The sequence below is a fragment of the Neobacillus sp. DHD-1R genome (assembly GCF_057747995.1).
This window is the reverse complement of record NZ_CM173232.1, coordinates 3,773,965-3,797,119: the sequence shown is the minus strand read 5'-3', so window position 1 is coordinate 3,797,119 and position 23,155 is coordinate 3,773,965. Positions and strand designations below refer to the sequence as shown.

General features: G+C 39.9%; 24 protein-coding genes. 22 read left to right on the top strand and 2 right to left on the bottom strand.

Going from position 1 to position 23,155, the window contains the following annotated elements:
- Window positions 1-54: 54 nt before the first annotated feature.
- The 17 genes from AC3ANL_RS18760 to AC3ANL_RS18680 all read left to right on the top strand — a co-directional run bounded on the left by AC3ANL_RS18760 (window position 55) and on the right by AC3ANL_RS18680 (window position 16,423).
- A complete protein-coding gene (locus AC3ANL_RS18760) occupies window positions 55-1,392 on the top strand; it encodes an MFS transporter (RefSeq protein ID WP_488325906.1) in 1,338 nt (445 codons plus the stop codon).
- A gap of 432 nt (window positions 1,393-1,824) precedes the next feature.
- A complete protein-coding gene (locus AC3ANL_RS18755; protein WP_488325905.1) occupies window positions 1,825-2,301 on the top strand; it encodes a PRC-barrel domain-containing protein in 477 nt (158 codons plus the stop codon).
- Window positions 2,302-2,312: 11 nt separating this feature from the next.
- Window positions 2,313-2,504 (top strand): hypothetical protein, encoded by a 192-nt coding sequence (locus tag AC3ANL_RS18750; protein WP_488325904.1) that lies wholly within the window; start codon window positions 2,313-2,315, stop codon window positions 2,502-2,504.
- A 22-nt stretch (window positions 2,505-2,526) separates the two neighbouring features.
- Window positions 2,527-2,661: a YrzQ family protein gene (locus AC3ANL_RS18745; protein ID WP_488325903.1), complete on the top strand. Its 135-nt coding sequence runs from the start codon at window positions 2,527-2,529 to the stop codon at window positions 2,659-2,661.
- Window positions 2,662-2,795: 134 nt separating this feature from the next.
- Entirely contained in the window at window positions 2,796-3,857 is a 1,062-nt protein-coding gene (locus tag AC3ANL_RS18740; protein WP_488325902.1) for an AI-2E family transporter, read from the top strand.
- Window positions 3,858-4,226: 369 nt separating this feature from the next.
- Window positions 4,227-6,863 carry an alanine--tRNA ligase gene (gene alaS, locus AC3ANL_RS18735; RefSeq protein ID WP_488325901.1) on the top strand — a complete coding sequence of 879 codons (2,637 nt, stop codon included), beginning with the start codon at window positions 4,227-4,229 and terminating at the stop codon, window positions 6,861-6,863.
- 117 nt (window positions 6,864-6,980) lie between these two features.
- Window positions 6,981-7,247 carry an IreB family regulatory phosphoprotein gene (locus tag AC3ANL_RS18730; RefSeq protein WP_098529895.1) on the top strand — a complete coding sequence of 89 codons (267 nt, stop codon included), beginning with the start codon at window positions 6,981-6,983 and terminating at the stop codon, window positions 7,245-7,247.
- 2 nt (window positions 7,248-7,249) lie between these two features.
- Complete coding sequence (ruvX, locus tag AC3ANL_RS18725; protein ID WP_488325900.1) at window positions 7,250-7,666, top strand: Holliday junction resolvase RuvX; 417 nt, start codon at window positions 7,250-7,252, stop codon at window positions 7,664-7,666.
- A gap of 12 nt (window positions 7,667-7,678) precedes the next feature.
- Window positions 7,679-7,984, top strand: coding sequence for a DUF1292 domain-containing protein (locus tag AC3ANL_RS18720; protein ID WP_488325899.1), 306 nt, complete (start codon window positions 7,679-7,681; stop codon window positions 7,982-7,984).
- Window positions 7,985-8,219: 235 nt separating this feature from the next.
- Window positions 8,220-9,356, top strand: coding sequence for an endolytic transglycosylase MltG (gene mltG / locus AC3ANL_RS18715; protein WP_488325898.1), 1,137 nt, complete (start codon window positions 8,220-8,222; stop codon window positions 9,354-9,356).
- Between the two features lie 271 nt (window positions 9,357-9,627).
- On the top strand, window positions 9,628-10,278 hold the full coding sequence (locus tag AC3ANL_RS18710; RefSeq protein WP_488325897.1) for an O-methyltransferase: 651 nt from the start codon (window positions 9,628-9,630) through the stop codon (window positions 10,276-10,278).
- The gene (locus tag AC3ANL_RS18705) at window positions 10,275-11,204 is read left to right on the top strand and encodes a peptidase U32 family protein (RefSeq protein WP_488325896.1); all 930 of its coding nucleotides are present in this window, start codon (window positions 10,275-10,277) and stop codon (window positions 11,202-11,204) included. The genes AC3ANL_RS18710 and AC3ANL_RS18705 overlap by 4 nt, the downstream gene beginning before the upstream one ends.
- 30 nt (window positions 11,205-11,234) lie before the next feature.
- A complete protein-coding gene (locus tag AC3ANL_RS18700; RefSeq protein ID WP_488325895.1) occupies window positions 11,235-12,509 on the top strand; it encodes a peptidase U32 family protein in 1,275 nt (424 codons plus the stop codon).
- Window positions 12,506-13,141 (top strand): uridine kinase, encoded by a 636-nt coding sequence (gene udk, locus AC3ANL_RS18695; RefSeq protein WP_488329777.1) that lies wholly within the window; start codon window positions 12,506-12,508, stop codon window positions 13,139-13,141. The genes AC3ANL_RS18700 and udk overlap by 4 nt, the downstream gene beginning before the upstream one ends.
- Before the next feature lie 222 nt (window positions 13,142-13,363).
- Entirely contained in the window at window positions 13,364-13,840 is a 477-nt protein-coding gene (gene greA, locus AC3ANL_RS18690) for a transcription elongation factor GreA (protein ID WP_488325894.1), read from the top strand.
- 77 nt (window positions 13,841-13,917) lie between these two features.
- Window positions 13,918-15,681 carry a peptidoglycan D,D-transpeptidase FtsI family protein gene (locus AC3ANL_RS18685; RefSeq protein WP_488325893.1) on the top strand — a complete coding sequence of 588 codons (1,764 nt, stop codon included), beginning with the start codon at window positions 13,918-13,920 and terminating at the stop codon, window positions 15,679-15,681.
- 73 nt (window positions 15,682-15,754) lie between these two features.
- The gene (locus AC3ANL_RS18680) at window positions 15,755-16,423 is read left to right on the top strand and encodes a YrrS family protein (protein WP_488325892.1); all 669 of its coding nucleotides are present in this window, start codon (window positions 15,755-15,757) and stop codon (window positions 16,421-16,423) included.
- A gap of 33 nt (window positions 16,424-16,456) precedes the next feature.
- Here AC3ANL_RS18680 and AC3ANL_RS18675 read toward each other — a convergent pair whose 3' ends face one another.
- Entirely contained in the window at window positions 16,457-16,660 is a 204-nt protein-coding gene (locus AC3ANL_RS18675) for a DUF2536 family protein (RefSeq protein WP_488325891.1), read from the bottom strand.
- Window positions 16,661-17,022: 362 nt separating this feature from the next.
- Here AC3ANL_RS18675 and mtnN point away from each other — a divergent pair, with 362 nt between their 5' ends.
- From mtnN to AC3ANL_RS18650, 5 genes are all read left to right on the top strand, one after another.
- Entirely contained in the window at window positions 17,023-17,718 is a 696-nt protein-coding gene (gene mtnN / locus AC3ANL_RS18670) for a 5'-methylthioadenosine/S-adenosylhomocysteine nucleosidase (protein WP_488325890.1), read from the top strand.
- Between the two features lie 17 nt (window positions 17,719-17,735).
- Window positions 17,736-18,659: a PLP-dependent cysteine synthase family protein gene (locus AC3ANL_RS18665; protein ID WP_488325889.1), complete on the top strand. Its 924-nt coding sequence runs from the start codon at window positions 17,736-17,738 to the stop codon at window positions 18,657-18,659.
- Window position 18,660: 1 nt separating this feature from the next.
- Window positions 18,661-19,797, top strand: coding sequence for a bifunctional cystathionine gamma-lyase/homocysteine desulfhydrase (locus AC3ANL_RS18660; RefSeq protein WP_488325888.1), 1,137 nt, complete (start codon window positions 18,661-18,663; stop codon window positions 19,795-19,797).
- Window positions 19,798-20,288: 491 nt separating this feature from the next.
- The gene (locus tag AC3ANL_RS18655) at window positions 20,289-20,429 is read left to right on the top strand and encodes a YrzI family small protein (RefSeq protein WP_488325887.1); all 141 of its coding nucleotides are present in this window, start codon (window positions 20,289-20,291) and stop codon (window positions 20,427-20,429) included.
- Between the two features lie 30 nt (window positions 20,430-20,459).
- On the top strand, window positions 20,460-20,600 hold the full coding sequence (locus AC3ANL_RS18650; protein WP_488325886.1) for a YrzI family small protein: 141 nt from the start codon (window positions 20,460-20,462) through the stop codon (window positions 20,598-20,600).
- A 734-nt stretch (window positions 20,601-21,334) separates the two neighbouring features.
- Here AC3ANL_RS18650 and AC3ANL_RS18645 read toward each other — a convergent pair.
- The gene (locus tag AC3ANL_RS18645) at window positions 21,335-23,134 is read right to left on the bottom strand and encodes a M3 family oligoendopeptidase (RefSeq protein WP_488325885.1); all 1,800 of its coding nucleotides are present in this window, start codon (window positions 23,132-23,134) and stop codon (window positions 21,335-21,337) included.
- Window positions 23,135-23,155 lie beyond the last annotated feature (21 nt).

Below are 23,155 nucleotides of genomic sequence, written 5' to 3'. Positions count from 1 at the left end.
TGCAGTGCCCTGCACACTTGACTCGCAAATAATCTTAGTAAAAGGAGGAAAAAAATGAGTGGAATAAATCTTGTTGAGGTAGTAGAGCACAGTAAATTTTCCAAATTTCATGGTACACTTTTGGCATGGTGTTTAGTCATTATTTTTGTTGATGGGTTCGATCTTTCGGCGCTAGGTGTATCCTTACCACACATGATAAAGGAATGGAGCCTTACTCCTTTGCAAGCTGGTACCATAGGGAGCTATGGAGCATTGGGGATGCTTATTGGTTCCATTATTTTAGGTCCTCTAGCGGATAAACTAGGCAGAAAAATAACGATAATGATATGCATAATTCTCTTCAGTTTATTTACACTCCTTTGTGGTTTTGCACCAAACGCTCCTTTCTTTTCCATATTTAGATTTATTGCTAGTTTAGGTTTGGGCGGTTTAATGCCCAATATCTTGTCACTTGCTACGGAATATGCACCTAAGAAGCAAAAAGGCACCTTACCTGTTCTAATTCTTTCTGGTATATCAATTGGAATGATGGCTGCTGCAGGATTAGGTATTTACCTAATTCCACAATTCGGATGGCGATCGATATATGTTTTGGGAGGAATCTGTATTATTTTTATTCCTTTCTTGATCAAATATCTCCCGGAATCTCCTCGTTTTCTTTTAGCGAGGAAAGAGAAATATAAACTTTATAAGATTCTAAAAGAACTTGATCCTTCCATACAGCCTGAATCAGTTGAAAGCTTAGTAGCGATACCGACTAAGAAACAGGTCATTGATTTGAAAGGACCGTTTAAAGAAGGACGTGCGTTCAGTACAATTATGTTTTGGATAGCATTGTTTTTAAGTACTGTGGTTACTTGGGGGCTAAATACTTGGTTACCTGAATTTATGATACAGGCAGGGTACCCTCTTACTTCTAGTCTAACGTTTATGATGGTATATTTCGGAGGTGGCCTAGGCGGTACTTTAATTGGGGCTTTGCTGTCCGACCGGATTGGGATAAAAAGGACAACAGTTTCATTATATTTAGTTGGTGCGGCAGCTTTGATGCTGCTTGTGTTGAAGCCAGATGCGGTTTTATTCTATTTACTTATATTCTTAGCAGGAGCTGGAACCGTCGGTACACAAATGGTTGCCTTTGCTTTCGTAACAAATTATTATCCGGAAAAGATTCGATCTACGGGTGCTGGATTAGCGCTTGGGATTAATAAGTTTGGAGGTTTCTTTGGTCCAACGTATGGCAGCCTTTTAGTAATGTTTGATTTTTCTTTGCAGGGGAATTTTATGGCTTTTGCAGTCCCTTGTATTTTGATAGCGCTTACTTTGTCCTTGATTCATACAAAGGAGGAACATATTTCATATAACCAAACAAGTCAAGTAATTAAAAGCTAAAGGGTCAGGGGGGCAGGTTCCCATTAATTAAAAAATTCATATACACCAAATTTTAGAATCCGATGTAAGTAAAATTTTACAGGAACAAAAACAAAATTTTGAAATCCATTCTTATTCCGGACATCTTAATAGAAGAATAATAACTCTAAAAGAAAAAAGGAAAAATTCAACAAGTAAAATTTAGACTATTAAGTCTTCTGTACCTTAAGAGCGAAGCGTGTAATCCAAACACACTTAATGAGGTGTTGGACGCCTATTGTAAAACACAGAAAAATTCATGTGTGACGCTTGTGTGACTAATGAAGATAAATAACAGCTGGAAACATTTAAAAAAAAAGGGTTTATTTACAGTCCACAATGGAAAACCTTACACCTTATGATTTCATGACAAATGACTGAAACTATAAATGTTCGAGAGGAGGTGGACACTCTTTGCGGACATTTTCTTTATTGAAAGGTCAGCCTGTATTTGAAACAAGCACTGGAACAAAGATTGGGGAAATTAGTGACCTATGTATTTCAAGCACCGGTAATGTCAAAGGTCTATTAGTAAAAAAAGGCGTGTTCTTCAAACAAACCTATTTTTTGGACATTCAAAAAGTGGCTGCCTTTGGCTGGGATGGAGTAATGGTCGAGGAAATCGATCAGATGCAAAAGCTAACTGAGAGTCCAGAATATACGTTAAACCATCAACATTCGTTAGATGGTATGATGATGCTCTCGAAGAGCGGTGAATCGCTCGGTTTGTTAAAAGATGTTTATTTTCAGGAAGAAGTGGGCACAATCGTAGGGTACGAAATCACGGATGGCTTCTTTTCGGATATCACGGAAGGTAAACAAGTCATTCAATCCGGGAAGCCCTTAGCGATCGGAAAGGATGCCATTATCGTAGATGTAATAGATACGTGAGGTGTCCTTTCATGTTAAAGTGTCCTAATTGTCAAAGTAAAGATATCGGCAAAATTGGTATCAACCAATACTATTGCTGGAATTGTTTTATTGAACTCTCAGTTAACAAAGGTATCATTAATACCCATCAAGTAGAAGAAGACGGGTCACTGAGTTCATTAGATGATTTGTTTGAAGAAGAAGAGCGTCGTTACACCCTATAATATTTTATAAGAGGTGAGACGTATGAATAAAACCATGTCGACAATGATTGTTATTGGTGCAGGGATGGCAGCCTATAATATCGCCCAAAGAAATAATATGATGTCTGCACGCAATATGAAAAAAATGCGGAAAATGGTAAAACGAGCGATATTTTAAGTCACGAGAAGCTTAAAGGGTCAGACCCCACTCAGCGACACAGATGAGGTGGCGGGGTCTGACCCTTTGTTTTAGTTTTCCATCTGTATATTTCCACTAAATCTCTCCAAAACTAACCAAAAGGAGGCATTATGGTGGATATACGTTTAAAATGGTATTACCGAATTGGTTTTTTGCTCCTTTTATTAAGTGCGATTTTTGTTTTTTTAAAGATAAGCTCCTTGTGGATGCCGATTGTTAGCATCGTTGCTACTATTATCCTCCCCTTCATTATTGGAGGGTTTATTACGTACCTGCTTCACCCAATCGTGGAAACCTTACATGAAAAAGGGGTCCACCGTGGACTAGCTATTTTTCTTATTTATTTTATTTTTTTTGGCGGAGTCGGTTTTGCCTTATACAAAGGAATACCGGTCGTCATTGACCAAATTAAAGAACTGTCTGAAAGTGCACCGATCTTTGCTGAGCAATACCGAGGCTGGATTAATATGCTTCAATCACATACAAGGGAATGGCCGGACGGCCTTCAAGAGCGAATGAATGAGGGCATTGATGCTTTTGAAAAAAAATTGGATTCATTGCTGACCATTATTGTCAATATTTTAGCTGATTTTTTGAATTCGGCCTTACTACTGATGATTATTCCGTTCATTGCCTTTTATATGTTAAAGGATTTTCAGTTACTAAAGCGAACGGCCTGGTATCTAACCCCTAAAAAATGGCGAAAAAAAGCCACTCTTTTTTTAAAGGATGTTGATCAATCACTGGGAGGATATATTAGAGGTCAACTCCTTGTTTGTGTCATTATCGGCAGCATCTCGTCCCTATTATTTTGGCTGTTTCATTTGAAGTATCCGCTCTTATTAGGTCTTATTGTTGGGGCTACGAATGTCATCCCTTATTTTGGGCCGATTATTGGTGCAGTCCCAGCCGTAATCGTGGCAGCTACGACATCTGTTAATTTAGTCATGATTACATTAGTCATTGTTTTTGGATTGCAATTTCTTGAGGGCAATATTTTATCACCATATATTGTTGGAAAAAGTCTGCACATGCATCCACTATTAATCATGGTTGCCTTGACTGCTGGAGGTGAAATCGGCGGTATTTTAGGGCTGATTCTGGCGGTCCCTGTCTTAGCCGTTATTAAAGTAGGGATTATCCATGCTAAAAATCATTTTGTTAATCCAAATTGACAAACGATTTGTTGGTGGATATAATTCGACATATAGCATATTTGTATGAAAATGTAGAAGGATTGAGTATGTTGTAGTCCATCTGTCGCGCTGCTTGAGCGTAGAAGAGAGGAGCTTCCTTGGCTGAAAGAGGCTCTAGATGAAGGATAACAGAAAGCTAATCCGGAGTGCAGCTAATCACTGCCGTCGCTGCCGCGTTATGGCAATAGTTGAGAGATGAATACTTCTATTTGTATTCATAATCAGGGTGGTACCGCGAGCACGCTCTCGTCCCTGTTAGGGATGAGGGCTTTTTTGTGCGCTTTTCATTGCCTTGTTTCAACTTCTAAACGGTGTTATGCGTTTCTTAAACTAAAGGAGGTTTAAAATATGAAAAACTTAACAGGAGCACAAATTCGTTCGATGTTTTTACAGTTTTTTAGTGAGGAAAAAGGCCACGCAATTGAACCAAGTGCATCACTAGTCCCACATGATGACCCATCATTATTGTGGATCAACAGCGGGGTTGCAACCTTAAAGAAATACTTTGATGGCCGTGTTGTTCCACAGAACCCAAGAATCACAAATGCCCAAAAATCAATTAGAACCAACGATATTGAAAATGTTGGAAAAACAGCTCGCCACCATACATTTTTTGAAATGCTTGGCAATTTTTCAATCGGCGAATATTTTAAAGAAGAGGCTATTGTCTGGGCATGGGAGTTTTTAACTTCTGATAAGTGGATTGGCTTTGACCCAGAGCTATTGAGCGTAACAGTTCATCCCGAGGATCATGAAGCCTTTGAAATTTGGAACAAAAAAATTGGCATACCTGAGGAACGCATTATCCGTCTTGAGGGAAATTTCTGGGACATCGGTGAAGGTCCAAGTGGTCCTAATACTGAGATTTTCTATGACCGCGGTGTAGAATATGGGAATGACCCAAGTGACCCAGAGTTATACCCTGGTGGTGAAAATGACCGTTACCTTGAAATTTGGAACCTTGTATTTTCTCAATTTAATCATAACCCTGATGGCTCCTATACTCCGCTTCCAAAGAAAAATATAGATACGGGGATGGGACTAGAGCGGATGGCATCGGTTGTTCAAAATGTTCCAACCAACTTTGATACGGATTTATTTATCCCAATTATTCGGGCAACTGAGGAAATCTCTGGTCAAAAGTATGGTGTAGACAAAGAAACAGATGTTGCATTCAAAGTCATTGCAGACCATATCCGGACTGTTGCTTTTGCAGTAGGTGATGGGGCATTGCCATCAAACGAAGGCCGTGGCTATGTGTTACGCCGTTTGCTGCGCCGTGCGGTTCGTTATGCAAAACAAATCAATATTAACCGTCCATTTATGTTTGAACTCGTACCAGTTGTTGGCGAAATTATGCAGGCCTTTTATCCAGAAGTAAAAGACAAGACAGAATTCATTCAAAAAGTCATTAAAAATGAAGAAGAGCGTTTCCACGAAACCCTTCATGAAGGCCTGGCAATTTTAGAAAGTGTTATTAATAAGGAGAAAGAAAACGGCAGTGATACCATCACTGGTGCCGATGTTTTCCGTCTTTATGACACATACGGTTTCCCTGTAGAATTAACAGAAGAATATGCTGAAGAAGAGGGTATGAAGGTTGATCATGCCGGCTTTGACGTAGAAATGGAGCAGCAGCGCGAACGTGCGCGGGCAGCTCGTCATGATGTCGATTCCATGCAGGTACAAGGCGGCGTCCTTGGCGATGTAACGGTCGAAAGTAAGTTTGTTGGCTATAACGAGCTTAAGACAACTTCCAAAGTGGCAGCGATTATTAAAAACGGTGAACTTGTTGATATGGCAGAAACGGGTGAAGAAGTACAGCTCATCCTTGACGTAACACCGTTTTATGCTGAAAGCGGCGGTCAAATTGCTGACCGTGGATTGATTGAAGGACAAGGTGTAGCCGTTGCTGTAAAGGATGTTCAAAAAGCACCAAATGGCCAAAACCTTCACAGTGCTGTTGTCAAGAGCGGCACGTTAAAAACCAATCAGCAGGTAACGGCAACGGTTGACGTTGAAAGTCGTGCTAAAATTATTAAAAACCACACAGCAACCCATTTGCTGCAAAGAGCATTAAAGGATGTGCTTGGAGAGCATGTAAATCAAGCTGGATCGCTTGTCGAACCTGACCGTCTTCGTTTTGACTTTTCTCATTTCGGGCAAATAACGGCGGAAGAACTAGAACAAGTCGAACATATCGTTAATGAACAGATTTGGCGAAACATTGAGGTAGACATCAGCTTAAAGCCAATTGCTGAGGCAAAAGCAATGGGGGCTATGGCACTGTTTGGTGAAAAATATGGTGAGATTGTCCGCGTCGTAAAAGTTGGGGATTTTAGTCTTGAGCTTTGTGGCGGCTGTCATGTACCGAATACATCTGTTATTGGCTTATTTAAAATTGTTTCTGAAGGCGGTATCGGGGCTGGAACAAGAAGAATTGAGGCTGTAACCGGTGAAGCAGCTTACAGATCATTAAATGAGCAAGTTGGTTTGTTAAAGGATGCTGCTGAAAAACTTAAAACAAATCCAAAAGATATCGTAACCCGTCTAGAAGGACTTATGGCTGAAATGAAACAGCTGCAGCGGGAAAATGAATCGCTTGCAACCAAGCTTGGCAATATTGAATCAGGAAACCTTGTCTCGAAAGCGAAAGAAATTGATGGCGTAACTGTTTTAACAGCAAGAGTTCAAGCGGCTGATATGAATAATTTGAGAAATATGGCGGATGACTTAAAGCAAAAGCTCGGATCTGTTGTCATCGTTCTCGGTAGTGCCCATGAAGGAAAAGTGAATTTAATTGCAGCGGTCACAAAGGATTTAATTGAAAAAGGCTACCATGCTGGAAAATTGATCAAAGAAGTTGCTTCACGCTGTGGCGGAGGCGGTGGAGGCCGTCCTGATATGGCACAAGCAGGCGGTAAAGACCCTGAAAAATTGGATGCTGCGCTTCAATTCGTTGACGAATGGGTGAAATCCATTTGATAATAAGACAAAGTAGTGTAAAATGTAGGTAATTAAACTAAAAAGCGGAAGCGCCATGTCCTGGGCTCCTCCGCTAGTCAATACAATTCTCGTCAACTAAAAAGCGAGGTGCATGAAATGAGCTCATTTGACAAAACAATGCGATTTAATTTTCCAGAAGAGCCGTTTGAACATGACGTTAATGATGTTCTTTTGCAGGTTTATGAGGCTTTACAGGAAAAAGGATATAACCCTATTAATCAAATAGTCGGTTATCTATTATCGGGAGATCCTGCTTATATTCCACGTCATCGAGATGCCCGTAATATTATTCGCAAGCTTGAACGGGATGAAATTATTGAGGAGTTAGTCAAATCCTATTTAAAACAACAACGAGAGGGTTAAGTATGCGTGTAATGGGTTTAGATGTAGGCTCTAAAACGGTCGGTGTTGCCCTAAGTGATGAATTGGGGTGGACGGCCCAGGGGCTGAAAACACTTAAAATCAATGAAGAAAAACAAGAGTTTGGTTTTGAGGAAATTGGGCAATTAATAAATGAGTATCAAGTAGATACGGTTGTAATTGGCTTTCCAAAGAATATGAACGGAACGATTGGACCACGCGGTGAAGCCAGCAAGCAATATGCGGTTGAAGTTGAGAACAGATTTTCTGTGCCAACCGTTTTGTGGGACGAGCGTCTGACCACCATGGCGGCTGAGCGAGTGCTGCTCGAGGCTGATGTAAGTCGAAAAAAACGGAAGAAGGTCATCGATAAAATGGCCGCAGTAATGATTCTCCAAGGCTATCTTAATAGCAAAAATTAATGAGGTGAAGAAATGACACACGAACACAATCACGATCAGGAAGATCGCTATATTACATTGGTAGATGAAAATGGCGATGAACAACTATTTGAAATACTTTTCACATTTGATTCTGATGAGTTTGAAAAGTCCTATGTATTCTTTTATCCAGTAGGTGCAAATGAAGATGAGGAAGAAGAAATTGATATTCTGACCTATGCCTACATCCCAACAGAAGACGGCGGTTTCGGTGAATTAATGGAAATCGAAACGGAAGAAGAATGGGATATGGTAGAAGAAGTTTTTAACACCTTTAACGAGGATCAAGACGAAGAATAATAGGAGGAACCGGCTAAAATTGGCCGGTTTCTTTTTTTTGTCTTGATAAGGCGAACCACTGCTAAATCTACACCACATTTCTCTGAATTATGTATAAATTTTACAAATTAATTGATAAATTGACATTTTTCACACTATATGATGAAATTATTACAATATACTTTTATTAATAATACATAACAAAAATTTAGATTGTTTAGGTAGTTTCTATTGGTAAAGGGAAAGGGGGAACAAGATGACGACAGACGAAAAAGGCGGAAAAAAAGAAATCATTCGCCAAAAAATGCTTGAACAGCACCATGAAGCAAAAATTGTCCGAAAGATTGTGTTAATGATTACAATTTTCCTGCTATTATTCATCGTCATAATTGGCGGCGGAGGTTATCTCTACATACAATCAGCACTTAAACCTGTAGCAGCTAACAGTAAAACCCAGAAAACAGTTGAAATTCCTTTAGGGTCATCTGTCACAGGAATTGCTGAGAAATTAGAAGCAAACGGAATTATAAAAAATGCAAAGGTATTTAAGTATTATGTAAAACTGAAAAATGAAGGCGGATTTATGGCAGGAGATTATCAGTTGAGCCCTGCTATGGATGTGCCGGAAATTGTCAGCCGTCTGAAGACCGGTAAAGTTCTTGCAAAAGCCAGCTTTAAAATCACGATTCCAGAAGGAAAGCAACTTAAGGAAATTGCTGCAATTATGGCAAAAGCTACTAAGCAAAACGAAGCTGATGTGTTTACTAAATTAAATGATAAAGAATTTATTAAAACGCTAATGGCAAAATACCCGGACCTATTAACAGACGAAATTTTGCATTCGACAGTCATGTATCCTCTAGAGGGTTATTTATATCCGGCGACCTATCCGTTTTATAAGCCAAACCCTTCAGTTGAAGAAATGGTCACAGCCATGCTTACTAAAACACGAACCGTGTTAAGTGATTATACAGAAGAAAGTAAGGAGAAAAAGCTGTCCGTCCATCAATTATTAACAATGTCCTCTTTAGTGGAGGAGGAAGCCACTGAAAATGCGGATCGTAAAACAATTTCAAGCGTTTTTTATAACCGCATGAAAATAGGAATGCCGCTCCAAACAGATCCAACCGTGTTATATGCGCAAGGTAAACATAAAGAAAAGGTGTTATACCAGGATCTAGAAGTAAATTCACCGTATAATACGTATAAAAACACAGGACTTCCACCTGGGCCGATTGCTAATTCCGGCAGGGTATCTATCGAAGCCGCACTCGAACCCAAAAAAACCGATTATTATTATTTCCTTGCAACTGCTGAAGGAAAGATAATTTTTACCAAAACCTTGGAAGAACATAATCAGCAAAAGGCAAAATATATTTCCAATAAAAAATAATGAATTCGTGGGGGAAAGATTCGCAATCCCCCTTTTTTTATGGTAGAATAATTCAGGTGTTTTAATAAGTATTCTATAGCGTAACTCACAGTAAGGGGAATTTGTGGCAGCTTATGCCCAAAGTGCACTCAAGTTTGGTTTTTTAAGTGCAACGTCATACCTGTGAACGCTATTTTTTCATGTCTAAAGAGCGTTCTTTTGAGAGAAAATAGTAGTATTTGACTTTAAGGACATTCGAAGAAGGCTTATAAAGGATAGAGGTGAGGGCAGCTTGTTAAATGAGAAGCTGCATTCTTATATTGAAAATCTAATTTCCGACCGAAATCCATTGTTAACAGAAATGGAGAGCTATGCGAGCGAGCATCAAGTTCCTATTATGGAGCTTGCTGGAATTGAAACCATGCTGCAATTACTGCGGATTCAACGCTCAAAAAAAATATTAGAGGTCGGGACAGCAATCGGGTACTCAGCATTAAGAATGGCGACAGTACTTCCAGAGGCTAAAATTGTAACGATAGAGCGTGATTTAGAACGGATTCAAGTTGCAAAAGAATTTTTAAATCGTTCGGGAATTGGCGAGCAAATCACATTAATCGAAGGTGATGCACTAGAGGTTGAGGAAGTTGTTCGTGGACATGCTCCATTTGATGCGATTTTTATTGATGCGGCAAAAGGTCAATATAAAAAGTTCTTTGAAATGTATGAAAATGATCTTAGCGATACCGGAGTCATTATTACGGATAATGTCCTTTTCAAAGGGCTTGTCGCTGAGCAGGAAATTGAATCCAAAAGGACCCGTAATCTCGTTAAAAAAATTGACAATTTTAATCACTGGTTAATGAGTCATCCAGAGTATGATTCCATCATTTTACCAGTAGGAGATGGGATTGCAATTAGTAAACGAAGAGGTGAGAGGAAATGAAAAGACCAGAATTGCTTGTAACTCCATTGACAGTTGATGATATTTTGCCATTAGCAGAGGCTGGGGCAGATGCGTTTGTTGTAGGTGAGCAGCGCTATGGTTTACGACTTGCTGGGGAATTCAACCGTGAAGATGTTAAGAAGGCGATTGAATTAGCCCATAGCAAAGGGAAAAAAGTTTATGTAGCCATGAATGCGATTTTTCACAATGAAAAAATAGCTGAGCTTGGTGACTATATCGAATTTGCAGCAGCGGCGAAGGCCGATGCGATCATATTCGGGGATCCAGCTGTTTTAATGACAGCAAAAGAAGTAGCTCCTGAGATGAAGCTCCATTGGAATACAGAGACGACCGGTACGAACTGGTTCACCTGTAACTATTGGGGAACGAAAGGTGCAAAAAGATCTGTTCTTGCTCGTGAGATTAACATGGATGCTATCATTGAAATAAAAGAAAATGCTGAAGTGGAAATTGAAGTACAAGTTCATGGCATGAGCTGCATGTTCCAATCCAAACGATCGCTGCTTGGTAACTATTATGAGTACCAAGGAAAAGTGATGGAAATTGAAAATCGTAAAATGGAAGAGAATATGTTCTTGCATGACAAAGAGCGCGCCAATAAATATCCCATATTTGAAGATGCAAACGGAACACATATCATGAGTCCAAATGACATTTGTATCATTGATGAACTCCAAGACATGTTAGAAGCCGGTGTCGACTCTTTTAAAATTGATGGGATTTTAAAAAGCCAAGAATATATTTTGGCTGTTACAAAGGCCTATCGTGAGGCTATTGATTTATTTGTTGAAGATCCAGATGCGTATGATGATAAAAAGGATGAATTATTAGCTTCGATTGAAAAAATCCAGCCAGCCAATCGTCCATTAGATACAGGGTTCTTTTTTAAAGAAACCGTATATTAAATAAATTTTTAAATAGGGAGGGGTTCAACTGTGAATACAGTTAAAGACAAAATTTCTGAAATCGTCGATGGAAAACGTGTCATTGTAAAGAAGCCGGAACTCCTTGCTCCAGCAGGCAATCTTGAAAAATTGAAAATTGCTGTTCATTATGGTGCAGATGCTGTATTTATTGGCGGACAAGAATATGGACTTCGTTCGAACGCAGATAATTTTACCTTCGAAGATATGAAAGAAGGGGTCGAGTTCGCTAAAAATTACGGAGCTAAGATTTACGTCACTACCAACATTTTTGCTCACAATGAAAATATGGACGGCTTAGAGGAATATATACATGCCTTGAAGGAAACGGGCATTGCCGGCATTATCGTGGCAGATCCGCTAATTATTGAGACATGTCGCCGGATTGCACCGGAAATCGAAATTCACATTAGTACCCAACAATCACTTTCCAATTGGAAAGCTGCTCAGTTTTGGAAAGAAGCGGGGGCGTCACGTGTTGTATTAGCTCGTGAGGTTGGGGCGGAAGAAATTAAGGAAATGAAGGAAAAGGTCGATGTTGAAATTGAGACCTTTGTCCATGGTGCGATGTGTATTGCCTATTCGGGACGCTGTACGTTAAGTAATCACATGACGGCTAGGGATTCTAATCGCGGCGGATGCTGCCAATCATGCCGTTGGGATTACGATTTATACAAACTTGAAGGCGGCGCTCAAGAAGTAGCCCTTTTCACAGATGAGGACGAGGCGTTTGCGATGAGTCCTAAGGATCTTAATTTAATTCAAGCTATTCCAAGAATGATTGAGCTGGGGATTGATAGCTTAAAAATTGAAGGCCGAATGAAATCAATTCATTATATCGCGACGGTTGTTAGTGTTTACCGGAAAGTAATTGATGCATATTGCGCAGATCCTGAGAATTTTGTCATCAAGAGAGAATGGTTAGAAGAACTTGATAAATGTGCAAACCGTGAAACGGCACCAGCGTTTTTCGAGGGTGTTCCAGGGTATAAAGAGCAAATGTTTGGTAATCATAGCAAGAAGACAAAGTTTGAATTTGTTGGTCTTGTGCTGGATTATAATGAGGATACACAAATAGTAACATTGCAGCAGCGAAATCATTTTAAACCAGGGGAAGAAGTGGAATTCTTCGGACCTGAAATTCACAACTTTACTCAAGTGATTGATAAAATTTGGGATGAAAAAGGTAATGAATTGGATGCAGCCAGACACCCACTTCAAATTGTACAATTTAAATTGGACAAACCGGTATACCCTAACAACATGATGCGAAAGGAGAACGCATAATGGGAAAACCGGTTGTTATTGGTGTAACCGGCGGCTCCGGCTCCGGAAAAACCAGTGTAACGCATGCTATTTATGAAAGCTTGAAGGATCATTCTATTTTAGTACTTGAACAGGATTATTATTATAAGGATCAGCATGATGTGCCATTTGAGGAGCGGTTGAAAACGAATTATGATCACCCGCTTGCCTTTGATAATGATTTACTGATTGAACATATTGAGAAGCTGTTACGCTATGAAGCAATTGAAAAACCAGTTTATGATTATTCAATTCATACTCGTTCGAATAAAGTGATTCCGATTGAACCAAAAGATGTTATTATCTTAGAGGGGATTCTTGTGCTTGAGGATGAGCGTCTCCGCAATTTAATGGATATTAAATTGTACGTTGATACAGATGCAGACTTGAGAATCATTCGCCGTTTAACGCGTGATATTAGAGAACGTGGACGGACATTCGATTCTGTTATTGAACAATATCTAAATGTTGTCCGCCCTATGCATAATCAATTTATCGAACCAACCAAGCGTTATGCGGATATCATCATACCTGAAGGCGGGCAAAACCATGTGGCTATCGATCTAATGGTCACAAAAATTCAAACAATTCTTGAACAAAAATCATTTTTATGACACAATAGCAAAAGAATAGACTAAAAAAATATAAATAGTGTGGATGTCCCAAAAGGGTCTTCGCCCCCGCTTTAAGCAAAATATCATTTGGCTTAAAGCGGGGAAGCAGACACTTTGTATTGGGGCATCCGCAACTATATATTTAACAAAAAGCATAATGTCTACATACATTACATACACAATTCTAATGGGGGATTGTGAAGACTAGAAGGAGTGAGGGTTTTGGCTACAGAGAAAGAATTTCCAATGACACAAGCAGGTAAAGAAAAACTTGTACAAGAACTTGAGCAATTAAAATCGGTGAAACGTAAAGAAGTGGTTGAAAGAATAAAAATCGCCCGTAGTTTTGGTGACTTATCTGAAAACTCAGAGTATGATTCTGCAAAAGAAGAACAAGCATTTGTTGAGGGGCGCATAACAACTCTAGAAAATATGATTCGTAATGCCAAGATTATCGCTGAAAGTGAAATGGCTGGCGACTCAGTTACATTAGGCAGATCCGTAACGTTTGTGGAGCTTCCTGATGGTGAAGAAGAGACATACTCGATTGTTGGAAGTGCTGAGGCAGACCCTTTCGAAGGAAAAATTTCGAACGATTCGCCTATAGCTAAAAGCCTTTTAGGTAAAAAAGTTGGCGATCAAGTTTCGGTTCAAACACCTGGCGGCGAAATGAGCGTTCGAATTGTCAGCATTAAATAATTTTATTTTTTCAGCTATTCTTGTGAATAGGGTTTGAAAATGAACAACCTCGTCAAAACTTTTGACGAGGTGTTTTTATGTGGAAAAAACGGGCAATTGGCTGGCTTTTTATATGTATAATCGGTTTGGTACTGCTTTTAGTTCGGCTCATGCAAATACAACTAATCGAGACAGAGACCTTCTCGAAGCATAACGTAAATCTCCTGGAGGAAAGTGTCAATCAAAGAACACAAGAATTAGTGATTGATAATGGCAGAGGTAATTTTCTTGACCGAAATGGAGTAATGCTTACACACAAAAAGGTATCCGTCCTTGTCCTGTTTCCATTTTTAAAAAAGATAGATTGGGATGCTAAAAAAGTGTCTGACATTTCCGGAATACCGGCAAATGTTCTTAGAATGGCAGTTGAAGGGGCAAAAAAACCGTTTGCCTATGGTGACCCGCAGCCAGTTGAATTAACTACGTCCCAAATGGAAAGAATTAATGCTTTAAATATCCCCGGCGTATTTGCCATTGAAAAAAAGTTTGAACGTTCAAATATACCAGCGGAACAGTTAATTGGCTTAACTGGGGAAAATGCAAACGAATTAAAGAAGCGTTATCCCAATAAAGAGTTATCAGAAAAAACCTTACTAGGTGTCTCAGGACTTGAGCAAAGCTTCGATGAATTCCTCCTTCCCGAGGGTAAATCCAAGCTCGTTTACCATGTGGATGGCAGCGGTGCTCCATTATTCGGCATTAATGTTAGATATGTTGATCCTGCAAACCCCTTTTATCCTGTCAATGTACGAACAACGATTGATAAAAACATCCAGCAAAAGGCTGAGGACTTAGTGGATCACTATCAAATAAACAAAGGGGGGCTCGTCCTTCTTAATATTCAAGATAATAGTGTGCTCGCTATGGTGTCACGGCCAACGATTAATAAAAAGGATCCCTACAGCGGAGCAGGAATTACAAATAAAATGCTAAAACAACAAATTATGGGTTCCGTTTTTAAAACGGTTGTCGCAGCTGCATCGATCGATAAAGATTTGGATGAGCCATCCCGTTTATTTAATTGCAGTAAAAAAATCAATGGTCAGCCAGAGTTAAAATATAACTACGGGATGCTCGATTTTACCAATAGTTTTGCTCGAAGCTGCAATCGTACATTTGGAGAATTGGCTAGAGAATTACAGAAAATAGACTCCCATCTTTTAGAAGATTATGCTGCTAAATTATCGATTACTAGTTCTGTTGGCTGGCAAGGAGATGTTTATCATACAAGTGACTTCAAACAGTTTATTGGAGAAGATAAAGGCAGAGTGTTTTTGACCAATGAGGCAAGAACAGATGCAAATTTTGTGGCAATGTCCGGAATTGGTCAACATGAGGTTCGTGCTACACCTTTAGCGGTTGCCAATATGATGGCTACGATTGCTAGAGGCGGTAAAAAAGAGATGGTGCGGGCTGTTTCGAAAATTGAGTATAAAAATGGGACGACCATGGTTGATTTTCCAGAGCAAGGCATAAAAGGGGATACGATCTCTCCTTATACGGCCATGAGGCTGCAAAAATTACTTCGGGAAGTGATCGTCAACCCTAATGGAACAGGAAGGTGGTTTAAAGCCCTGCCCTATGAGGTTGCCGGTAAATCAGGTACGGCAGAAACAGGCAAATACGAGGGCGGCCAGCAACTTCATAATAAATGGTTTGCTGGTTATTTTCCCTATCAAAATCCTAAATATGCCTTGGTGGCCGTGAATTTGGATGTAGTGGATTCGGAAGGCGGAGTTAATTTGTTATTTGCCGATATGGTCAAGATGCTGTATGAAAATGACAAAGGCAAAATCGAATGAAGTAGGTTTTTCCTTCAAGTTCTCTCTAAATCATGATAGAATATTGAGAGCCTTAATATACGGAGGGATAAATTTGAGTAACGATTTTAATTCTAGTTCACGTTCTGGTTATCGGGCGAAAAGAAAAAAAACAAATCTCGTCTTAAATAGTTTGATTGTCATTGTCCTGCTATTAATTATTTTTGTTGCATATAATATTTTTTCATCGGGAAATGACAATGCCTCACCAAAGAAAGAAAGTCCAAAAACGGAACAAAAAGATACAACAAATAAAGTGAATAAGGATAAAGAAGATCAGGTGGATCAACCGGGCACGAAGGATGACACTTCCTCTGATAGTCCTGCTGAAGAAGAACAGGCGAGTGAGGAAGCCTCAACCCCTAAAACGGCAGATGAATCCCAGGCAGTGGTATCAGATGGGGGCAGTTCATCGAACGTTGTCAAAACCATTGAAAACCCGGGCTGGAAGCCTGTGGGTACAACACAAACTGGTGAGCATACACCTCAATTCGACGGGGTGGATTGGCAGGAGATGCTGTCAGCCATTTCATATGCTACAGGACTTGATCAAAGCAATATGAAGGTGTACTGGCTTGGAAGCGATAAATCTACAAGTAATGCAGCTGTGGGCACCGTGTACTCTGCAGATAAACAACAAAAGTATCGGGTCTTTATTAAATGGGTCGATGGCGAGGGCTGGCAGCCAACGAAGGTCGAAGAGCTGGCAGAACTTGAAAAATAAAGAATAGGATGGGCCGCTATAAGTGGCTCCATCCTATTTCTTTTTAAAATGAACGACGGCTGTAAAGTAAGTTTGTCCATTCTCGTGCACATGCATTTGGTGGCTAACAGAATGAACACCCAGCAAAATGGCTTTATTCTCGTCAATTTGTTGTTCGATTTTTTTTTGCAATGTTTTAAGGTTATTAGCCTCAAAAAATTCTACTTTATCCTCAATAAGATCAAATTGAAAATTCATTTAAAACCATCCTTTCCCTAATTCTATTTTAGTTAAATGTCTAGATAGTAGCAATGTATTTGAAGAAAAGTAAGAAGTATGATAACATGTGTTTGAATTAATTCATAGTATACTCATAGGAATTGTGTGCTATTTGCAGACTGTTGTGAGTTTTTTGACACTTTTAAGCATTGGCTTTTGTGTAGTCAGACTCCCTGTGGCAAGCAGCTTTCCTTTGGTGGTAAAATAGTGGGTGCGGATACGATGCATGAACCCGAGGTAGATTATAATAAATGCATTCGTTAGAGCAAAAACAAGGGCTTTCCATATCTAACAAAGAATAGGAAACTGAATAGTATATAACATATGAAAGAGGTCAAAGCATGAAAATCGCCATCATTGGAGCAATGGAAGAAGAAGTAACCTTACTAAGAGATAATATTAATGAAAGTACCCAAGAATCTGTAGCAGGATGTGAATTCACTTTTGGTAACATGCGTGGTGTCGATGTCATCCTTCTCCGGTCAGGAATTGGGAAAGTAAATGCAGCTATGTCCACTACCATCTTACTTGAAAAATATAAACCTGATTGTATTATCAATACTGGCTCAGCAGGGGGCTATAATCCTGCTCTTAATGTAGGAGATGCTGTTATTTCCACGGAAGTCCGCCACCATGATGTGGATGTCACGGCTTTTGGATATGAGTATGGTCAGGTACCACAGCTGCCAGCTGCATTTTTAGCTGATGAAAAATTAATTTCTGTTGCTGAAACAGCAGCAAACGAACTAGAAAATTTCCAAATTGTGAAAGGGTTAATTGTCACGGGTGATTCATTTATGGAAGATCCGGCACGAGTAGAATTTGTTCGCTCAAAATTTAATGATTTACAAGCTGTTGAAATGGAAGCAGCTGCCATTGCACAAGTGGCTCACCGCTTCAGTGTTCCGTTTGTCATTATCCGATCACTTTCGGATATTGCCGGAAAAGAGTCCGAAATTTCATTTGATCAATTTATTGATAAAGCGGCAACCAATTCTGCAACCCTTGTGATGAAAATGGTAGAAGCTTTAAGATAGTTGTCAGGAGTGGAAAAATGAAGGTCTATAAAAATGTACATGAATTAATTGGCCAAACACCAATAGTTGAAATTACACAGTTTTCTTTGCCAAAGGGCGTTCGTATATTTGCGAAGCTGGAATTCATGAACCCTGGGGGTAGTGTTAAAGACAGGCTGGGTGTCGAATTGTTAAAAGAGGCATTTTCGAGCGGGAAGCTTCAAAAAGGTGGGACAGTGATTGAACCGACCGCTGGAAATACAGGAATTGGCTTGGCACTGGCTGCTATAAATACAGGGGTACAGGTTATTTTATGTGTACCGGAAAAATTCAGCATAGAAAAACAGGATTTGATGAAAGCCCTTGGTGCTAAGGTGGTGCATACCCCAACGGAGCAAGGAATGAAGGGGGCCATTGCTAGGGCGGAAGAGCTTTTGAAAGAAATCCCTGGTTCCTATTGCCCTCGGCAATTTGGCAACCCAGCTAATCCTGAAACGTATTATAAAACGCTTGGACCGGAAATATGGAAGCAAATGGACGGACATGTGGATGTCTTTATTGCCGGCGCTGGTACGGGTGGGACATTTATGGGGACTGCCCGGTACTTAAAGGACCAGAAACAAGAAATAAAAACCGTTATCGTTGAGCCGGAAGGATCCATCTTAAATGGTGGTGAATCTGGCCCGCATAAAACAGAAGGCATCGGAATGGAATTTTTACCGGGTTATATGGATCCAGCCTATTTTGATGCGATTCATACGGTGACGGATGACAGTGCTTTTCGTCTCGTCAAAGAAATAGCTGTGAAAGAAGGCCTTCTAGTCGGCAGTTCTTCAGGGGCAGCCTTCCATGCTGCATTAAAAGAGGCAAACACAGCAGCGGAAGGTTCAAATATCGTCGTCATCTTTCCAGACGGTAGTGAGCGGTACTTAAGCAAGAAGATTTTTGAAGGAGGTATTTAGTGTGAAAAGAAAAACCCAATTAATCCATGGTGGAATAAGTGAGGACCCTGCAACAGGAGCTGTATCTTTCCCAATTTATCAAGTAAGTACCTATAAACAAGAAGGCGTCGGTGGTCATAAGGGCTACGAATATTCCCGGACTGGTAATCCAACAAGACATGCGCTTGAAGAGCTCATTAAGGAAATTGAGGGCGGTAAAGCTGGTTTTGCGTTTGGTTCAGGGATGGCTGCGATAACGGCTGTATTCATGCTGTTTAACAGCGGGGACCATGTCATTCTAACCGATGATGTGTATGGTGGAACATTCCGTGTCATGACAAAGGTCCTGAAACGTGTGGGTATTGATTCAACCTTTGTGGATACAAGCAATTTAGAAAACATAAAAGAGGAAATCAGACCGAATACGAGAGCCATTTATATTGAAACACCTACTAATCCACTGTTAAAGATTACAGATATTGAAGCAGCAGCTAAGCTTGCAAAAGAACATAATCTGTTAACCATAGTTGACAATACCTTCTCCACTCCATACTGGCAAAATCCACTTGAACTTGGGGCTGACATTGTCATTCATAGTGCTACAAAATATATTGGCGGTCATAGCGATGTTGTGGCGGGCCTGGCTGTTGTGAACAGTGACCAGCTTGCCGAAGACCTTCATTTTGTTCAAAACTCCACTGGCGGGGTTTTAGGGCCTCAAGACTCATGGTTATTAATAAGAGGGATTAAAACATTAGGTATCCGCATGGAAGAAACAGAATTAAATACGAAGGCAATTGTGGAGTTTCTTCAAGAACATCCTAAGGTGAAGAAAGTGTTCTATCCAGGTATAGAGACACACCCAAATCATGATATTGCCAAGAAACAAGCAAGAGGGTTTGGCGGAATGGTATCCTTTGATGTTGGAAGTGCTGAAAATGCCGACCAATTACTAAGTAAAATTAAATATTTTACCTTAGCAGAGAGCCTTGGCGCAGTCGAAAGCCTCATCTCCGTTCCAGCAAGAATGACCCATGCCTCCATCCCAGCGGAACGAAGAGCAGAACTAGGGATCACCGACGGTCTAGTACGTATCTCCGTCGGCCTAGAAGACATCGAAGACCTAATCGAAGACCTAACACAAGCATTACAATCATGATAAAGTAACAAAGAAGGATGTCTCAAAAGGGTCTGACCCTTTGTTTTGAGACATCCTTTTTTCTAACCGAATAAAATGGGCTTCTGACTTATTTTAAAAAAGTTCTGAAAAAAAGGTTTACAAAGTATTTGTTCGTGGATATAATTACCATAGAAAGTTAAAAATTCCAAAGGAGGTCGAAGAAAATGATGTTATTTGCAACTGCTACAACCGTATCTGCACCCGTTGTTAACAAAACTGTATATTTGAATAACACGCATTCGACCAGACTGGAATGGATTGCTTAACGTAAGTGACAATACATATCCATGCCGCAGGGAGAATGATGCCTTGCGGTATTTTTGTGCCTAAAAATAGGTTAACGCCGCAGGGATTCCTCTTTCTGCGGCCTTTTTGTGCCCTTTTTACTCGCCATTTGGATATGTTTTGCATAAATTGAGGATGTTGTTGCAATTCATTAGAAAATTCATTTAAGGAGGTGGTGGTTGTACATGACCCTTAATATTTTATTCTTCTCGATTACGATAAAAAAACGGAATATTAGTCTTCAAGAAGCAGCATACGAGGAAATGGTTGAAAAGCTTTATGAGCAAAATAAAGACCGTCAAATTTCTATGCATCGTTTCATGTAAGATAGCTCTAAGTAAAGGAAGTGAAACAAAATGACCCTGAATATTTTATTTTTAACCATTAGTATTAAGAAACGGAAAATCAGCCCGGAAGAAGCTGCACATCAAGAAATAGTAGAGAGTATTTATGAAAAAAACAAAGATCGTCAAGCAAACATGTATCGAATGATGTAATTCTTAAAAAATTCAATTAAAAGAAAGGTGGTTTTAATTATGTGGTTTTTACTGATGCAAGGACGAGGGGCTAGCTTATGGGATATGAAAGATACCACCTAGTTAATCTAAAAAATAGGAGGTAATAAAATGCCGTTGCATATTTTATTCTTGTCATTAATATTTAAACCAAAGAGAGCAAATAAGAGTACCAATTAATAATTTCAACATAATTAATTCTTTTTGAAAATAGTTTTATATAATTATTAACAAAATGTTCGTTTTTCCTCTAGGTAGTTACTGTGTAAATATGATAAATTCATATTAGAAAATATCAGATCTATCTAAGGGGTGGAGAATATGATGTTTATGGTTGTGATGGCTCTCGTTATTACAGGGGCAATTGGTTTTGTCATTTTAGCTGAATTAAGTGCAGAATAAAAGAGTGAGCATCGGCCCAGATTGACCGATGCTCATTTTTTTGAGATAAGATAGTATAAAAATCTTCGAGAATGGTCCAGCTCCAGCGCCCTAGCGGCTAGTGTTCTTCGCTCTCCGCCCTACGATAAGTCAAGCACGAATGCGCCTCCGGCTCTTCGTGTTTCCTTTATCGCGTTTAACGGGGAGTAGATTCTCAACTGCCCGTAAGAACCCGATCGGTTCAACTAACAATCAGCGAGAAAAACGTTCGCTGATTGAAGTTTCACCTTATCTCAGTTGGAACGCTCCAGGCCATACGCCGCTAACCAGGGCGCTTACGCTTTTCTTTCTGTAAGTTCCATGAATTCGTCAATATCGTCAAGACAAATGCCGACTGCTTTTTCCCAAAAATCTTTCTTGGTGAGATCAACTTGCAAATGTTTTTGTGCTAGGTCTTCCACTGACATGGAGGCGGTGTCTCTTAACAAGGCCATGTATTTTTCTTCATATCCTTTTCCTTCCTCTAGGGCCTGAGCATAAATGCCAAGCGAGAAAAGGTAGCCAAAGGTATATGGGAAGTTATAGAACGGAACCCCGGTAATGAAGAAATGGAGCTTTGAAGCCCAAAATAATGGATGATATTCTTCTAAAGCATCTCCATAAGCCTCCTTTTGGGCGGCCAACATTAATTCATTTAATCGTTCGGCTGTAATGGTTTCCTGTTTTCTTTCCTCATAAAAGCTTGTTTCAAATAAGAAACGGGCATGGATATTCATCAGAAGGGCTATAGTTCGTTGAATTTTATCATCCAAGAGAACCAGCTTTTCTTCTTCATCCTTGGCCTTTTTTACTGCTGCATCGGCGACAATCATTTCCGCAAAAGTTGAAGCGGTTTCCGCTACGTTCATGGCATAATTACAATTAAGATACGGGACATCCCTCATGGCATAGGAATGAAAACCATGTCCAAGCTCATGCGCTAGTGTGGATACATTTGAGGGCGTACCAGAATAAGTCATGAAGATGCGGGATTGTTCGCTTTCTGGAAGATAGGTGCAGAAACCGCCAGGTGCTTTTCCGGGACGATCTTCAGCCTCAATCCAATTGTTTTCAAAGGCATTTTTCGCAAAAGCAGCCATTTGCTCGCCAAACAGTCCGAAATTTTGTTCAATAAATTCTGCGCCTTCTTGATAAGAAACCTTGGATTCCGATTTTCCATATGGTGCATCCAAATCAAACCAACTCAACTTCTTGAGTCCTAAAAGCTGTGCTTTACGCCCTAAATAGTCAACAAGCTTCTGTTTATTTTCCGAGATAACGGTCCACATGGTTTCCAGTGTTTCTTTCTCCATGCGGTTTATGCTGAGCGGCTCTTTTAATACATCTTCCCAGCCACGTTTCTTATAGACACTTAAACGGAAACCGGATAGATGGTTTAAGGTTTTAGCAAGAATCTCTGCTTGGTCCCCCCAAGCCTTCTCCCAATTTTTAAATACACCGGCGCGAACTTCACGATCAGGACTTGAGAATTTATTAGCGGCCTGCCCTACGGAAAGCAGTTTCTCCTCACCGTTATGATTTAAGGTTACTTTGATTTTACTAACGATTAAATCATATAATTGTCCCCAGCTATGGTAGCCGTCCACCTCAAGTGCGCTAATTAACGCTTCCTCTTCTTTAGACAGCTTCTCTTTTGCCTTTTCGCGACTTTCCGTTAACACAAATGCGAACTCCTGCAACGATTCATCGGCTGTAAGTTGCTGCCAAACTGCATCATCGAAGGTTGTCAGCAGGTTATCTAGTGTCCCAAGAGCTGTTTGGAGGACTGCGCTTAAACTGGTGATTTTTGCATCAAGTGAATACGCTTGTTTATCTTCCGTATTTTGCGCAAGTAAGCAGCCTGTAAATGCTTCTGCTTGGATGAGCTTTTTAGAGTTCCTTTCCAAATCTGAGAGCAACTCTTTCAAATAAGCAGCGTCCTTTATGGAATTAACTGGGTTCCAGTTATTTACTTTTTCTTCAAACAGGTGAATACTTTCCTCAGTTTGAATCAAGTGCTTTTGGAATTCAGAAGAATTACTTCCACCTGTAAAAAATACATCAAGATTCCAAACCTCTGAATATGGATTTGTCATTTTTGTACCCCCTTTATGTAT

Coding starts and splice junctions, on each gene's coding strand:
- AC3ANL_RS18665 (WP_488325889.1), top strand. CDS start 17,736: ATGAAGGTCTATAAAAATGTACATGAATTAATTGGCCAAACACCAATA.
- AC3ANL_RS18645 (WP_488325885.1), bottom strand. CDS start 23,134: ATGACAAATCCATATTCAGAGGTTTGGAATCTTGATGTATTTTTTACA.
- mtnN (WP_488325890.1), top strand. CDS start 17,023: ATGAAAATCGCCATCATTGGAGCAATGGAAGAAGAAGTAACCTTACTA.
- AC3ANL_RS18685 (WP_488325893.1), top strand. CDS start 13,918: ATGTGGAAAAAACGGGCAATTGGCTGGCTTTTTATATGTATAATCGGT.
- AC3ANL_RS18720 (WP_488325899.1), top strand. CDS start 7,679: ATGACACACGAACACAATCACGATCAGGAAGATCGCTATATTACATTG.
- AC3ANL_RS18650 (WP_488325886.1), top strand. CDS start 20,460: ATGACCCTGAATATTTTATTTTTAACCATTAGTATTAAGAAACGGAAA.
- AC3ANL_RS18750 (WP_488325904.1), top strand. CDS start 2,313: ATGTTAAAGTGTCCTAATTGTCAAAGTAAAGATATCGGCAAAATTGGT.
- alaS (WP_488325901.1), top strand. CDS start 4,227: ATGAAAAACTTAACAGGAGCACAAATTCGTTCGATGTTTTTACAGTTT.
- AC3ANL_RS18705 (WP_488325896.1), top strand. CDS start 10,275: ATGAAAAGACCAGAATTGCTTGTAACTCCATTGACAGTTGATGATATT.
- ruvX (WP_488325900.1), top strand. CDS start 7,250: ATGCGTGTAATGGGTTTAGATGTAGGCTCTAAAACGGTCGGTGTTGCC.
- AC3ANL_RS18655 (WP_488325887.1), top strand. CDS start 20,289: ATGACCCTTAATATTTTATTCTTCTCGATTACGATAAAAAAACGGAAT.
- AC3ANL_RS18675 (WP_488325891.1), bottom strand. CDS start 16,660: ATGAATTTTCAATTTGATCTTATTGAGGATAAAGTAGAATTTTTTGAG.
- AC3ANL_RS18730 (WP_098529895.1), top strand. CDS start 6,981: ATGAGCTCATTTGACAAAACAATGCGATTTAATTTTCCAGAAGAGCCG.
- AC3ANL_RS18745 (WP_488325903.1), top strand. CDS start 2,527: ATGAATAAAACCATGTCGACAATGATTGTTATTGGTGCAGGGATGGCA.
- AC3ANL_RS18760 (WP_488325906.1), top strand. CDS start 55: ATGAGTGGAATAAATCTTGTTGAGGTAGTAGAGCACAGTAAATTTTCC.
- mltG (WP_488325898.1), top strand. CDS start 8,220: ATGACGACAGACGAAAAAGGCGGAAAAAAAGAAATCATTCGCCAAAAA.